Annotated in this window: 14 protein-coding genes; 10 read left to right on the plus strand and 4 right to left on the minus strand. The window is 70.2% G+C overall.

The window, feature by feature from the left end; translation table 11 throughout:
* The first annotated feature begins 10 nt into the window (after window positions 1-10).
* The 3 genes from H6726_02390 to H6726_02400 are packed head-to-tail and all read left to right on the plus strand — an operon-like array spanning window position 11 to window position 3,226.
* Entirely contained in the window at window positions 11-1,018 is a 1,008-nt protein-coding gene (locus tag H6726_02390) for a hypothetical protein (protein ID MCB9656471.1), read from the plus strand.
* Window positions 1,019-1,049: 31 nt separating this feature from the next.
* Window positions 1,050-1,922 carry a methyltransferase gene (locus tag H6726_02395; protein ID MCB9656472.1) on the plus strand — a complete coding sequence of 291 codons (873 nt, stop codon included), beginning with the start codon at window positions 1,050-1,052 and terminating at the stop codon, window positions 1,920-1,922.
* Window positions 1,919-3,226, plus strand: coding sequence for a hypothetical protein (locus tag H6726_02400; GenBank protein MCB9656473.1), 1,308 nt, complete (start codon window positions 1,919-1,921; stop codon window positions 3,224-3,226). Before H6726_02395 ends, H6726_02400 begins: the two co-directional genes overlap by 4 nt.
* A gap of 119 nt (window positions 3,227-3,345) precedes the next feature.
* Here the strand turns inward: H6726_02400 and H6726_02405 are convergent, their stop codons facing one another.
* On the minus strand, window positions 3,346-4,995 hold the full coding sequence (locus H6726_02405) for a long-chain fatty acid--CoA ligase (protein ID MCB9656474.1): 1,650 nt from the start codon (window positions 4,993-4,995) through the stop codon (window positions 3,346-3,348).
* A 64-nt stretch (window positions 4,996-5,059) separates the two neighbouring features.
* Entirely contained in the window at window positions 5,060-5,551 is a 492-nt protein-coding gene (locus tag H6726_02410; protein MCB9656475.1) for a hypothetical protein, read from the minus strand.
* A 146-nt stretch (window positions 5,552-5,697) separates the two neighbouring features.
* Between H6726_02410 and H6726_02415 the strand changes: the two genes are divergently transcribed.
* A complete protein-coding gene (locus tag H6726_02415; GenBank protein ID MCB9656476.1) occupies window positions 5,698-6,495 on the plus strand; it encodes a DUF2470 domain-containing protein in 798 nt (265 codons plus the stop codon).
* An 18-nt stretch (window positions 6,496-6,513) separates the two neighbouring features.
* On the opposite strand, the gene H6726_02420 is transcribed toward H6726_02415, so the two are convergent.
* Window positions 6,514-6,882, minus strand: a complete 369-nt coding sequence (locus tag H6726_02420; GenBank protein MCB9656477.1) for a hypothetical protein — start codon at window positions 6,880-6,882, stop codon at window positions 6,514-6,516.
* A 445-nt stretch (window positions 6,883-7,327) separates the two neighbouring features.
* Here H6726_02420 and H6726_02425 point away from each other — a divergent pair, with 445 nt between their 5' ends.
* The 4 genes from H6726_02425 to H6726_02440 all read left to right on the plus strand — a co-directional run bounded on the left by H6726_02425 (window position 7,328) and on the right by H6726_02440 (window position 9,601).
* Window positions 7,328-7,930: a hypothetical protein gene (locus tag H6726_02425; protein ID MCB9656478.1), complete on the plus strand. Its 603-nt coding sequence runs from the start codon at window positions 7,328-7,330 to the stop codon at window positions 7,928-7,930.
* Window positions 7,931-8,023: 93 nt separating this feature from the next.
* The gene (locus H6726_02430; GenBank protein MCB9656479.1) at window positions 8,024-8,920 is read left to right on the plus strand and encodes a sulfotransferase domain-containing protein; all 897 of its coding nucleotides are present in this window, start codon (window positions 8,024-8,026) and stop codon (window positions 8,918-8,920) included.
* A 70-nt stretch (window positions 8,921-8,990) separates the two neighbouring features.
* Window positions 8,991-9,233, plus strand: coding sequence for a hypothetical protein (locus H6726_02435; protein ID MCB9656480.1), 243 nt, complete (start codon window positions 8,991-8,993; stop codon window positions 9,231-9,233).
* Window positions 9,230-9,601, plus strand: a complete 372-nt coding sequence (locus H6726_02440) for a type II toxin-antitoxin system PemK/MazF family toxin (protein MCB9656481.1) — start codon at window positions 9,230-9,232, stop codon at window positions 9,599-9,601. The genes H6726_02435 and H6726_02440 overlap by 4 nt, the downstream gene beginning before the upstream one ends.
* A gap of 81 nt (window positions 9,602-9,682) precedes the next feature.
* Here H6726_02440 and H6726_02445 read toward each other — a convergent pair whose 3' ends face one another.
* Complete coding sequence (locus H6726_02445; protein MCB9656482.1) at window positions 9,683-10,951, minus strand: NAD(P)/FAD-dependent oxidoreductase; 1,269 nt, start codon at window positions 10,949-10,951, stop codon at window positions 9,683-9,685.
* Between the two features lie 57 nt (window positions 10,952-11,008).
* Between H6726_02445 and H6726_02450 the strand changes: the two genes are divergently transcribed.
* Window positions 11,009-11,752 (plus strand): 3'-5' exonuclease, encoded by a 744-nt coding sequence (locus H6726_02450; protein ID MCB9656483.1) that lies wholly within the window; start codon window positions 11,009-11,011, stop codon window positions 11,750-11,752.
* A gap of 447 nt (window positions 11,753-12,199) precedes the next feature.
* Entirely contained in the window at window positions 12,200-13,414 is a 1,215-nt protein-coding gene (locus tag H6726_02455) for a hypothetical protein (GenBank protein ID MCB9656484.1), read from the plus strand.
* Window positions 13,415-13,721: the final 307 nt, after the last annotated feature.

Here is a 13,721-nt window from a genome sequence, read left to right on the forward strand (position 1 = left end):
GCTGATGGTCATGGGTGCACTCGCGGCGCTGCCCGCGTGCCAACGCGGCGCTGGTCCGAGCACGGCGCCGAGCGACCCTCCCGTCGCCGGGGCCGTGGCACCCGAGCTGCCGGGCGCGGTCCCTCCCAGCTTGCTGGCCGCCCCTGGCACCGGCCCTGCGCTCTTCATGGGGGCCGCGGCCAACGCCTCCCCCGTGGGCTACGTCTCGGCCGACGTCGCGTTCGAGCTGGCCGGCCCGCTCGGCGGGGAGCGCGTGCCAGTCCGCATCGTGGGCCCCATGGCGGTCGAGCTGCACTTCAGCGCCAACCGGCTCGCGGCGCGTGTCCTGCGGGGCGGACGGGTGCGGGGCACCCCCGTGTCCGTGGGCGTGGGCAACCTGGTGCGGGTGCTGGGCCCAGCCGACGAGCCGCGCCGCACCCGCATCTCCGTCACGCCCGTCATGGCCGATCCGCGGTTGCGCGAGGGACTCGGGACCTGGGAGGGGACCTTCCCAGTCGTCGGCTTGGGGGCAGACGCCAGCAGCGCCACCCCCACGCTGGCGGAGGGCAGCACGCGCCGCCTGCCCGCGACCGAGGTCGGGCTGTACGAGGCACCCGGTGGTCCGCTGGTCTACACGCTGCCCGCCTTGAACCCGGGGCTCACGGTCGAGCTCGTCCGCGACGAGGGCCCGTGGCACGCGGTGCGCGTAGGGTCCGGGCCGTTCCTGGTGGGCTTCGTGCAGACCGAGCTCGTCCCTGCGGCTGCCACCATCGTGCCGGCCTCTGGAGCGGGTCGTGGTGGAGACGCACTGCCCCAGCGAATCTCGGATGAGAGCGCCCACCCCCTGTTCCGCGTGCCGGCGGGCACCGAAGTGGTCTTCGAAGGGCGCGTCATCGCCCGCCTGAACCAGCCGGGTTGGGCCCGCGAGCTGCGCCGCTTCACGGCCTACCAGCAGGCGGATGTGTTCGTGGCGGTGGACGACTCGGTCGCGGTGCGAGGGCTCGTGCCCATCAGCGCCCTGCTCCCGCCCAGTCCGTGAGCGTGCCGACCGCTTCGACGAAGGCCATGGCGTGACCAACGAGGTCGACACGAGCGCGCTGCGGCCCGAAGACGGCGACGACGAAGACGCACGCGCGCTGGGTGACCCCGTCGACGATCCGCTCACGGACGACGCGCTCACGGGCGGCTTTCGTGTCTGGCAGCGCAAGCGCGGCCACCGCTACTCGATCGACGACGTGCTGACCGCCCAGCGGGCGTGCCTCGCGCGACCGGACGCACAGCGGTACGTGGACATCGGCTGTGGATTGGGCTCGGTGCTCCTGATGGTGGCGTACAAGCTGCCGAGGGCACGCGCCGTGGGTGTGGAGGCGCAGGCCGTCTCCCATGCGCTGGCGTGCCGCAACGTGCTCCGCAACGGTCAGGGTGAGCGCATCAGCGTCCTCCGCGGTGACCTGCGCGACCTGCGCGATGGGGCGCCGCGAGCGCTGGTCCTCTCCTCGTTCGCCGGAGGTCGTGAGGGCGCGGAGCTGGTCTCCGGGACCCCACCCTACATGCCGGTTGGCACCTCCACGCCCTCCCCGGACAGCCAGAGACGCTATGCGCGGGTCGAGCTGCGCGGGGGTGTCGAGGACTACCTCGCGACCATGGGGGCGCTCCTGGCGCCGGGTGGACGCGCCGTGGTGTGCTGCGATGCGCGCACCCCCGAGCGGGCCCTGGCGGGGGCCGTGGCCGCTGGGCTGACACCCCTCGAGCGCCTCGACGCGATCCCGCGGGAGGGCGCGTCGGCGCTGTTCAGTGTATGGACCCTGGCGCGGCGAGCCGACGTTCCGGACAGGCCCCACGTGCACGACCGCTTCGTCGCCCGAGACGCGCACGGACAGCGCACTCCGGCCTATCGCGCGCTACGCTCCTTCTTCGACCTCGATCCCCGGCCCCCAACATGAAACCTCGTGATCGCTCGCCTCGCCCCCGCAAGCGCCCCGCCTCGCCCGAGCGCTCGCCGGCCGTGCGAGGCGCGCTCTCCCACGTCGGAGGACCCGTCACGGCACGAGGGGAGGCCCACCATGCCGCCGCCCTGGCCGACGCCATGCGCGCAGCCGACAGCGAGTCGGCGGACCGCGGTACACACGGGATGCATGCCTACCCTGCGCGCATGCACGCCGCCGTCGCGGCCCACGTCATCGCGCGCCTGTCGCAGCCCGGCGACCGCGTGGTGGACCCCTTCTGCGGAAGCGGGACCGTGCTGGTGGAAGCCATGTGCGCCGGGCGTCGCAGCGCGGGCGTGGACCTGAACCCCCTGGCCATCCGCGTCGCCGAGGTCAAGACCACCCGCGTGGACGCCGAGCGCCGAGAGCGCCTGGCCGCCCTGATCGAGGCGCTGGGCGAGCAGTCCGAAGAGCGCGTGCGCACGCGCACCCCGGTGCGTGCCGCGCTGTCCGTGGAGGAGGCCCGCTGGTACGAGGGGCACACCCTGAAAGAGCTGGCCGGGCTGCACGAGGAGATCGCGGGCGTCGAGGACGAGCAAGACCGGCGCGTGCTGCAGATGCTCTTCAGCGCCATCGTCGTGAAGTTCAGCATCCAGCGCTCGGAGACCACGGAGCGCGAGGCCCCGCGACGCATCCGCAAGGGGCTGCCGACGGAGTTCTTCGTGCGGCGAGGCATGGAGTGGCTGGACCGCTGGGCGGAGCTGGAAGCGCAGATCGCCGACCACGCCCCGGCCGAGGTGTTCGCGCCACGGCTGGTGCAAGGGGACGCGCGCAAGCTGCGCGAGCACGTGGGGCCGGCGCCGGTCGACCTGGTGCTCTCCTCGCCGCCCTACGGCGGCACGTACGACTACTTCCACCACCACGCGCGGCGCTACCCCTGGCTGGGGCTCGACGCGCGCGCGCTGGAGCGGGGCGAGCTGGGTGCGCGGCGCGACCTGAACAACCCACGGGGACGCAGCCAGGACCCGGCCGAGGTCTGGGACGCGCAGGTGCTCGCCATGCTCAAGGCCATGCGCAAGGTCGTGCGCCCGGGCAGCCACGTCGTGCTGCTCGTCGGAGACGGGCAGCTGCACGGTGAGCGCGTCGCGGCGGACCGCCAGCTCGAAGGGCTCGCCCCCCGCGCGCGCCTGGAGGTGGTGGCAGTCGCGTCACAGAACCGCCCAGACTGGACCGGCAAGGCCATGCGCAAGGAGCACCTGGTGCAGCTGGCCGTGACCACGTCCGACGCGAAGAGCGAGCCCGACGGCGCACCCGAGGGCTGACGCGGCCCGCCACCTCCCGACGGACGAGACAGGTGGCGTCGGAGGCGGCGTGTGGCCGTCGAGGCGCGTGGCCCGCAGGTGGCCCTCGACGTGCTCGCGAGGGCCACGAACCAAGCGCGTCACTCGCGCGTGATGACCGTGAGCTTGCCGTCGGCGTACTGCGCGCGCAGCACCTTCTTGTCGAACTTGCCCACGCTGGTCTTGGGCACCTCGGCGATGAACGCGTAGCGCTCGGGCAGCCACCACTTGGCCACCTTGTCGCCGAGGAAGTCGTTGATCGCCTGGTCGGTCACGGTCGCGCCCGGCTTCGGCACGATGCACGCGAGAGGGCGCTCCTCCCACTTGGGGTCGGGCACGCCGACGACGGCCGCCTCGAGCACGTCGGGGTGGGCCATGATGGCGTTCTCCAGCTCCACCGAGCTGATCCACTCGCCGCCCGACTTGATGACGTCCTTGGCGCGGTCGGTGATCTGGCAGTAGCCGCGCGAGTCGACGTAGCCCACGTCACCGGTGCGCAGCCAGCCGTCGTGGAACTTGCTGGGCTCGCCCACGCCATCCTCGACGCCGTAGTAGCTGCCCGTCACCCACGGGCCGCGCACCTGGATCTCGCCCACCGACTCGCCGTCCCACGGGAGCACGCTGCCATCGTCGGCGACGATGCGCATCTCCACCCCGGCGGACACGCGGCCGGTGCGGTTGCGGTACAGCCACTCCTCCTCTGGCTTGGCCTGCCGGGGCGCGTAGGACACGGCGCCGAGGGGGCTGGTCTCGGTCATGCCCCAGGCCTGAATCATGACCACGCCGTGCTTCTCCTGGAAACCGCGCATCAGGGCCTCGGGCACCGCGCTGCCGCCGCAGAGCACCAGGCGCAGCGAGCTGAGGTCCACGTCCTTGCCCTCACAGAAGTGCAGCATGCCCGTCCAAATGCTGGGCACGGCGCCCGCGAAGGTGGGCTTCTCCTTCTGGATCATCGCGACCAGGGGCTCCGGCTGGAGCAGCGGCCCGGGCATGAGGAAGTCCGAGCCCATGAGCCAGGCCGCGTACGGGATGCCCCACGCGTTGGCGTGGAACATGGGGACCACCGGCAGCACCATGTCGCGCTCGCTCAGACCGCTGGTGGCGCCGCTGGCGAGCCCGAGCGCGTGCAGGTACGTGGAACGGTGGCTGTAGACGACGCCCTTGGGGTTGCCGGTGGTGCCGCTGGTGTAGGCCATGGCCGCCGGCGCGCGCTCGTCGAGGTCGGGCCAGGCGTAGTCGCCGTCTGCGAGGCTGGCCTGCACCAGGTCTTCGTAGCGGTGCAGCGTGGCGTTGGGCGCCGCCTCGAGCGCGGACGCGTCCCCCGCGCCGATGACCACGATGTGCTTCACCGTCTGGCACTCGGCGATGACCTTGGCGAGCAGCGGCACCAGCGTGTCGTTGACGAGGATGACCTGGTCGTCCGCGTGCGTGATGACGTAGCTGAGCTGGTCCGGGAAGAGCCGGATGTTGAGCGTGTGCAGCACCGCGCCCATGCCCGAGATGGCGAAGTACGCCTCGAGGTGTGCCTGGTCGTTCCAGCAGAACGTGGCGACGCGGTCTTCGACGCCGACGCCCAGCTTGCGCAGCGCGTGTGCCAGCGCGTGCGTGCGCTTGCCCACCTCGGCGAACGAGGCCTCGTGCCGCCCGCCCGGCGACATGGTGATCACGCGGCTCTCGCCGTAGATTCGCCGACCGTGCTCGAACATCCCCGAGATGAGCAGCGGCCGCTCTTGCATCGTGCTGAACGTCATAGCCGGCGAGGGTAAACCAAGGGCGCCGGGCTGCGCGGGGGAATTCGAAGCGCGGCTCCGCGCGTCAGAAGACCCGCAGCGACAGCTGGGCTCCACCCGGGAGCGGCATCACGTCGGCCGTCAGACCGCGGCCGCGCGCGGTGTAGTAGACGAGCTCGCGCTCGGGTCTCAGCACGCCGGCGATGAGCAAGCCCAGCCCGAGCGACTGTCCCAGCAAGCTCAGGATCCCTGCCGCCTTGCGCCGGTCGTTGTGGTAAGCGAACCAGACCGCCCCCGCGAAGGGCACGAAGGCGCGCGCATCGAAGTCGTCACGACGCGCGGACATGATGGTGCGCGCGACCGCACCGACGAGGTAGCCCCCACCGAGGAAGAGCGCCCCCGCGACGAGCTGCGTCCGCCGCGGTGTGACTCGGAGATACGAGCGGCCTGGGGGGATGGTCATGCCCTCTTCGTAGGAGACCACCACACGTCGCTGCCGGGTGCCCGCGGGGTCCTGCGCGCGCGTGTTCGCCGCAGGGGCGAGCGCGGCAAGCGACAACGAGAGGGTGAACGCCAAGCGCAGACCAACGGCCAACGCGGAACGAGAGCGACCTCCAAGCATGTCGCGGACTTAGCGTGCAGCGGAGGCGCTCGCAAGGTCGATGTCACGCCCCGCACGGCCCGCGGTTGGAGCGCTCGCCCGGAGATGGCAGCATGCAGCCCATGACCGACGCCCACGGCCGCGAAGGCCCACGCCCGAACGCGCTCTACGACATCGAGGTGCGCACCCCCACGCACGCCGAGCGCGTGCGCACGCTGGTGGCCGGCTGCGCGACCGCGACGCTGAGCACGCTGGCGGTGGACCCGGCGGGCTTCCCCTACGGGACGTACGTCACGTTCGCCATGGCCGAGAGCTCGCCCGTACTGCTGGTGTCGCGCATCGCGGAGCACACCAAGAACCTGGCCGCCGACGCGCGCGCCTCGCTGCTGGTGCACGAGACGGGCAAGCCGGACCCGCTGGCCAACGCGCGCGCCACGCTGGTGGGGCGCTTCCGCCAGCTCGCGAAGGAGGACTCGGCAGACGCGCGCGCGGCGTTCCTCGCGGCCCACCCCTACGCCGCCAACTTCGTCGACTACGACGACTTCGCGTTCCACGTCATGGACGTCGAGCACGTGCGCTACATCGGCGGCTATGGGCGCATGTCGTGGGTCACGGCCGCGGACTTCGGCGAGGCCACGGTGGACCCCATCGCACCCTTCATCGAGGGCATCGTGCGCCACATGAACGAGGACCACGCGGACGCGCTGCGCCTCTACTGCGAGGCCTTCTCGCGAGCGCCCGACACCGAGCGCGCGGTGATGACCACCATCGACCGCTACGGCTTCGAGATGACCGCCTACGGCCCCTTCGGTCAGGGCCCCGTGCGGCTGGCCTTCCCGCACCCGATCGCGGACGCCACCGAGGCGCGCAAGGCGCTGGTGGCCATGGTGGCGGCGGCGCGTCAGCAGCTGAGCACCTGAGCCGCGCTCACGTCGCGTTCATGCGACTGGTGGCACGGTGGGAGTGTCCCGCTCTCGCGCGTACTCTGCGGTCAGCGGCTCACGACGTCCGAAGAGCCCCCGCGGCGCCGACTCGAGCGCCAGGCTGCACCACCTGCAGCGGGTGGGCTCCTTGGCCAGGCGCGAGAGCGTCCCGCCCCCGAGCGCCGCGCCGCACATGAGCGGCAGCATGGTGATCATGTCCGCGATGAAGATGGGCGCGCACAAGGCGCAGACCGCCATGACCCCAATCCAGACCCGGTAGGCGATGGCAAAGCCGCGGTGGGGCCGCTGCACCCGCATGGGCTTGTCACAGCGCGGGCAGTAGAGGCGCTCCGCGGCGGGTTCCGGGGCCGGGTCGGCGGACATGGCGTGACGCTAGGCGCGAAGCGCGCGCGCGCCCAGGGGCTACCCGCGCGACGGAACCCCGTTCCACCAGCGCGGGCGCGTTGCCCTTCGAGCGCTCCCCACCGCCAAGGTCGACACGCGTTCACGAGGACCGTTTGCCCTGCTGCGCGTGCCCGTGGCACCTTGAGGCATCTGAAGGGAGCCGAGCGCGGCGGTCACTGCGCGCGTGTCCCTGCGTCCATGGACAGGAGATTAGACTATGCCCATTCATCTGCGTGTATTGGCGGCCATGCTTCTGCTCAGCGGGCCCTACTTGGCTGGATGCAGCCCCGAGGCGCCTCATGCCACCGTTCAGGGAGAGCAACTGACATGCTCGCGGCCCATGGTGACCACGCGCTACGTCGTGACAGGGCTACGTGTCCCCACGCGTGAGGATGTGACGGCAGGCGAACTACTCGGTGTCGACGTGGACGGCGTCGACGACGCGTGTGGATCGCCTGACTACGAAGGTTCGGTCGACAACTTGCTGATCGACATCGCCGCGGCGCTCCCCTCACTCATGCCGAGCGATCCCTTCTACTTCAATGCGGCCATCGAGGCGGGCCTCTTCTGCAACAGTACGGAGCCCGGCTGCGCGTCGGTGCGCTACGAGGTCGCTATCGAGCGCTGCGGGGAGGTCGCGCGTCTCCAGCTGTCGCGCTCGGGCACGACGCTTGGCGCCGACATCGTGGAGCTGGATGGCGATGGTCGCTTCGACGCGCGCTTCGAGCTGCTGTCGCTCGACCTGCCGGTTCTGTTCCAGGGCGCGCACACCATCCAAGCCATGAACTTGCGCCGAGCCCGGGTAAGTGGGGTGGTGAGCGAAGGCGCACTGGAGGAACTGGTCATTGGCGGCGCCAACCGCTACGAGGACTACCTGCCTCTGGTGTACTGCGATCCCGCCATTTGCGACCCGGGGGGTCCTATCGATGCACTCTTCGATGTGATGCTCGATCCGGGCGACGCATCGTGCGGCGGGATCTCCGTTGGGTTCGTGGCGACGGCGGTGATGTTGTCTGGCGACGACTGACTCGATGCTGGGCGCGGAGCACGCGCGCCCAGCCCAACGGAAACCCCGTTCCGCCCGCGCCGTCTTTTGTGTAGTTTTCCGCTCGGAGGTCCCATGAGCGACATCGTCTGGCCAGAGAAGACCCGCGAGCTACACAACCACCACTTCGACTCGACGATCTGGAACGACCTCCAGTTCCGGGACGACGACATCGTGATCTCGACGTACGCCAAGAGCGGCACGACGTGGGTGCAGCAGATCGTGGCGCAGCTGCTGTTCGACGCGCGCACCGACCTGGCCGTGGCGGAGATGTCGCCCTGGCTGGACCTGCGCGTGCCCCCGAAGGAGGTGAAGCTGCCCGAGGTGGAGAAGCAGACCCATCGGCGCTTCCTCAAGACGCACCTGCCCGTGGACGCCCTCGTGTTCTCGCCCAAGGCCAAGTACCTCTACATCGCGCGCGACGGACGCGACGTGGTGTGGAGCATGCACAACCACCACGTCAACGCGAACCAGCTCTGGTACGACGCGCTGAACCTCACCCCCGGCCTCGTGGGCCCGCCCATCGAGCCCCCGCCCGAGGACGTGGTGCAGTACTTCCGCGAGTGGCTCGAGAGAGACGGTCACCCCTGGTGGCCCTTCTGGGAGAACATCCGCACGTGGTGGGCCATCCGGCACCTCCCGAACGTGCTGTTCCTGCACTTCTCCGAGCTGAAGGCCGACCTCCCGGGGCAGATGCGCCGCATCGCCGCGTTCCTCGACGTACCGGTGGACGAGGCGCTCTTCCCCGCGATGGTGGAGCACTGCACCTTCGAGTACATGAAGGCCAACGCCACGCCGAGCGTGCCGCTGGGTGGCGCGTTCTGGGACGCCGGCGCCGAGGTCTTCATCCACCGCGGCACCAACGGACGCTGGCGCGACCTGCTCTCACCGGAAGACTGTGCGGCCTACGAGGCGCGCGCCGTGGTCGAGCTGGGCGCGGAGTGCGCCGCGTGGCTGGCGGGCACGCCCTGATCGCGACGTGGATGAGCCTTCGATGGAAGCGAGACTTCCGGATCGGAACTCGCATGGTCATACTTCGTCCATGAAGACCGCCGTCTCGATCCCCGATGCCATACTGCTGGAGGCAGAACAGGTCGCGAAACGACTGGGGCTCTCGCGCAGTGAGCTGTTCACTCGGGCCGTCGAGGCCTACCTCGCGGAGCAGGAGCATCGGGGCGTCACGGAGTCGTACGACGTCGCATTCGGTGAGGTACCCGAGCGCGATGACGCACAGCGGTCCGTCGCACGGCGAGCGCTCCTGACCGTCGAGTGGGACAACGAGTGAAGCGGGGAGAGATCTGGTGGGTCGACCTCGCGGAACCACAAGGCTCCGCGCCCGGTTTCCGCAGGCCCGTACTCGTCGTGCAAGAGGACCTGCTGACAGTCAGCCGTCTCCAGACCGTCATGGTCGTGCCGTTGACGACCAACCTCGGAAGAGGACAGGCAATCGGAAACGTTCAGCTCGGGGCGAAAGAGACCGGCCTGCCCAAGGACTCGGTCGCGCTGGTGTGCCAGGTGTCCACCATTGACAAGCTTCTGTTCGACCAGCGTGTGGGCGCTCTGTCTCGCGGAACGCTAGGAGCTGTCGACGTAGGACTGCGGCTCGTGCTGGGCCTCGGTGCGAGGCCAGGTATCGCGCGAAGCGGCCCGTAGCGGGTTCGTCCGCGGTGCACCGCAACGACACGCCGCTTGGCGACCCCCAGGCAGCACCCACTGGCAACGTCTCTCCGCGCCTCAGTCCACCGAAGCCGGCAGCGCGATCGGCCGGTTGCTCGGGATGCCCTTCCGCAGCACCTGGCCGGCATACCCGAGCAACAACCGCGGCAGCGTCTTCGCCAAGCGCCCGTACTGCTCGGTCCCGCCGCTGGCCAGCCGCAGCAGCGTCTGGTTCTCGAACAGCACGCGCAGCCAGCGGTTGGGGTTTGGCCCGTACAGCAGGTTGGCCAGCTTGGCCTGGAACCACAGGTTGCGGCCCGCGAGCGTCCACTTGAAGCGTCGCTCGTAGTGGCGGATGACGCGCGTGCCTCCGTCGAGGGCCTCGCGCAGCCGTGTCGCGCCATAGGCCGCGGTCTCGAGCGCGGGCGCGATGCCCTCGCCCAGCAACGGGTCGATGCCCCAGGCCTCGCCCACCAGGATGGCGCCAGGGACGTGCGCGCGCGTGCTGGGCGCGTAGTAGTGCTCCGGCCAGCCCGCGAGCTTGTCGTCCACCAGCCGGAAGCCGTTGCGCTCGGCGTAGGCCATGGTCCAGCGCTTGAGCTCGGCACCCGGCGTGACGCCGCGGCCGTCCATGATGCCCAGCTTGAACAGCCCGGGCACCACGCCCGTACCCGCACCGCCGGCCCCGGTCGCGTCGCTCGCGTCCGGCTTGGGGTACGGGAAGATCCACGCGTAGCCCGGGATGCCGTCCAGGATGGGGTCGAAGTCGAAGTACAGGATGGACGGGTCGTGCGCGCTGCTGACGGGCTCGAACACGGCCTCGATCAGGCGCCCCACGATGCCCGGCGCGAGCCCCAGCGCACGCCCCGTGACGCCGCGCGCACCGTCGGCGCCCACCAACCAGTCGAAGTCCAGGTGCTCGGCGCGCCCCACGGCGCCGGTGCGAATGCGGAAGTCGTAGGCCTGCGCGTCGATCTCGCGCACTCGCGCGCCCTCGATGACCCGCACGCCGCGCGCCTTGCACTCGCCCAGCAGCAGGTTGTCGAGCCGGCCCCGGTCGTAGAGCCATTGCGGACCCTTCTCGGTGATGTTCACCGCGCCCAGCGCGCAGCGGAACTCGAGCCCGCGCGTCTCGCCCCCACCCAGCGGCTGCGCCCCGAGCAGGCCCTGCACCAGCTCCGTGCCGCGGTTCGTGAGCCCGCCCCCGCACAGCTTGGGCCGCGGGAAGGTCGCCTGGTCCACGATGGTGATGTCCGCCGGGTCCACCCCGAGGTTGGTCAGGTAGAGCGCGAAGGAGCTGCCCCCTGGGCCTCCGCCGATGACACCGATGCTGGGCGAGCGCGACATGCGGCGGGCACTATCCCACGGCTGGCCCGGCGATCAATCGCGGGGCGCCCGAGCGACGTGGTCGCGACGAGAGCGGCGGGAAAGGAGAGAGCGCGTCAGTGTGCAGCCACGCCCGCGGGACCACGGCGCGCCAGGAGCGTCCGGCGCCCCACGTGGTTCTCGCCCGTCGAGACAACGGGGCTCGACCCCCAGCAGCACGAGCTGCTGGAGATCGGTCTGGTCTGGGTGACCGCCAACCTCGCGACCGAGATCGGATCATGGCGCACGCTGATCATCCCCGAGCGGCTGGACATCGCAGAACCGCGGGCTCTCGAAGTGTGCGCGTTCGACGCGGCCAGGTGGGCCGAGGCGGGCGTGGCGCTCGACGTGGCGCTCGCGGGGCTCACTCCCTGGCTCAAAGGCGCGTACCTCGCTGGCCACCACGTGGCGTTCGACGCGGAGTTCGTCGACTCCGCCAACAAGCGGACCGGCATGGAGCGCCCCGCCATCGATCACCGCATGCTCGACGCGGTGTCGCTGAGCTGGCCGGTGCAAATGCGAGGGGAGGTCGAGTCATTGTCGCTGCACGCGGACGCGGACGCGGCGCAGTTGGCGCGTGGAGCAGCGCCCGCCGCACCGCGCCCCAGACCATGCGCGCACGGCGCTCGATGTCGCGCGCGCGTTGTTGCGGAGGTTCGTCTGACGGCGGGTCGCGCTCGCCATGCACGGTCGTCGCAAACCGCCAGACGTGCCTCCAACCGTGCATCAGCACGAGGTCGACCCGATTCCTCGGATTCCGCGTGCCGCGATGCATGCGGTTAATGGGTAGCCGATACGGCCATCTGCGCTCGAGTAGCTGAGCGGTCTTGCGACCGTCTCGACGGTGATCCATCCTGCCTCATCCAGGAGCATCCTGGGGTGCAAGTCGGGAGGGTGAAGGCTCGTCCGGCAAACGAAGGCGGAGAACGGACGGCACCCCCAGTGATTCCGTCCGTGGCGGGCCCTCGCCCGCGGAGTCAAACAACCATGCGGACACACGCTCATCCCTTGCGCGCCATCCTTCTATTCTGTGGCTTGCCGCTGCTCAGTTGCACGGCGCCCTCCCACGAAGTGGCATCGACCGAAGGCGCGTCGACCGCCGAGGATGCGGGTCTCGACGGGGCCATCGGTCGAAAACACCACAGGCACGGCGGGACGTCTCCCTTCGCTGGCGGGGCAGGCACACCGTCGTCTCCCTATGAAATCGAGACATGTGCGCAGCTGCAGGCGATGGAGACCAGGCTGGACCGTCACTACGCGCTGGTCGGTGACGTGGACTGCGCGGGGTTCGACTCTGGTGATGGTCGCGGGTTCCTCCCTATCGGCGACGGCGGTGACTTCAGGGGGGAGTTGGATGGCCGTGGGCACGTCGTGCGCGGGCTCCGCATCGCACGCGCATCGCAATCGCGCGTCGGCCTCTTTGAGCGCACCCGCGACGCCGTTGTCCGCGATCTTGGGCTCGTCGCACCGCAGGTCGAAGGCAAGGACGAGGTCGGGGGGCTCATCGGCAACCAAAGGGATGGCCTGGTCGAGCGCGTGTTCGTGCGCGACGGCGTGGTCACTGGTCGCGAACAGGTGGGCGCGCTGGTTGGGCGGATGCAGCACGCTACGGTACGCGACTCGTACGCGCAGGCGGATCTCATCTGCACCAAGTGGGATGACTTCGGGGGCGGCGGGCAGTCGCGTTGGAACCGCAAGTGCGGCCACCTGGTGGGGGACACCTCCCACGGAAACGTCGTGACCTCCTACGCGGCGGTGAACGCGGCACCTCACTACGGTCTTGCCGGCGGGGCAGGTCCTCGCGTGCACGACGCTGCGTTCTACGACTGTTCGATCGTCGGAGGATGCAGCGCGCCCCATCCCGAGGCACGCGTCACGGCGCTGCTGCAGGATCAGGCGTACCTGGAAGCTCAGACGTGGGAGTTCGAGACGACGTGGGGCACGCGCGGTCCGGGCACCTATCCGTGTCTTCGCTGGGAGGCGGGCTGTGGCAGATCAGTCTGTGGGGCGGACGACACCACATGCGACGGGCTGGACGACGACTGCGATGGAACGACGGACGAGGGGTACGTTTCCACGGCGACGAGCTGTGGTGTGGGCGTCTGCGGCGCGACGGGTGCGACGAGCTGCGTGAGTGGCGCCGTGCAGGATAGCTGTGCGCCCGGCGCGGCGACGGGGGCCGATACGCTTTGCGATGGCATGGATGAGGACTGCGACGGGTCGACGGACGAGGGCTACGTGTCCACCGCGACGAGCTGTGGTGTGGGTGTCTGCGGGGCTACCGGAGTGACGAGCTGCGTGGCCGGCACGGTCTCGGACAGCTGTACAGCAGGCAGCGCCACGGGCTCCGACACGGCATGCGACGGGCTGGACGAGGACTGCGACGGAGCGGTCGACGAAGCCTACGCGTCGACCGCCACCACGTGCTCTGTAGCAGCGGGCTGAGCGATGCGATCGGGCGTGTTCCTGGTCACGCTCGATGAGGGGACAACAAGACGCCCCCTCCGCAAACTTGACCATCAAGTGCGGAGGGGGCGCTCCTTTAGGTGCTGACCAAAAGGAGCTGTGTTTGTACGAGAAGGTGTTTTCGAATGCGAGCTTTCCGCACGCGTTGCTGAAGCTTGATGCCGACCTGGCCGCTGCTGAGCGCGGCCGCCCGTGCCGGGCATGTGGAGCAGCGATGCACGTCGCCAACTACCCCCGCAAGCCTCGGGGCGGGCCTTGGGCTTTGGGACCGGAGCACGCGTTCCGG

Source organism: Sandaracinaceae bacterium (assembly GCA_020633055.1).
Lineage (GTDB): Bacteria > Myxococcota_A > Polyangia > Polyangiales > Houyiibacteriaceae > JADJJE01.

What these genes read in the sequence shown, in the direction of transcription:
- H6726_02390 (MCB9656471.1), top strand. Translation starts at nt 11, where the DNA reads ATGGGTGCACTCGCGGCGCTGCCCGCGTGCCAACGCGGCGCTGGTCCG.
- H6726_02400 (MCB9656473.1), top strand. Translation starts at nt 1,919, where the DNA reads ATGAAACCTCGTGATCGCTCGCCTCGCCCCCGCAAGCGCCCCGCCTCG.
- H6726_02405 (MCB9656474.1), bottom strand. Translation starts at nt 4,995, where the DNA reads ATGACGTTCAGCACGATGCAAGAGCGGCCGCTGCTCATCTCGGGGATG.
- H6726_02415 (MCB9656476.1), top strand. Translation starts at nt 5,698, where the DNA reads ATGACCGACGCCCACGGCCGCGAAGGCCCACGCCCGAACGCGCTCTAC.
- H6726_02420 (MCB9656477.1), bottom strand. Translation starts at nt 6,882, where the DNA reads ATGTCCGCCGACCCGGCCCCGGAACCCGCCGCGGAGCGCCTCTACTGC.
- H6726_02430 (MCB9656479.1), top strand. Translation starts at nt 8,024, where the DNA reads ATGAGCGACATCGTCTGGCCAGAGAAGACCCGCGAGCTACACAACCAC.
- H6726_02435 (MCB9656480.1), top strand. Translation starts at nt 8,991, where the DNA reads ATGAAGACCGCCGTCTCGATCCCCGATGCCATACTGCTGGAGGCAGAA.
- H6726_02445 (MCB9656482.1), bottom strand. Translation starts at nt 10,951, where the DNA reads ATGTCGCGCTCGCCCAGCATCGGTGTCATCGGCGGAGGCCCAGGGGGC.
- H6726_02455 (MCB9656484.1), top strand. Translation starts at nt 12,200, where the DNA reads ATGGAGACCAGGCTGGACCGTCACTACGCGCTGGTCGGTGACGTGGAC.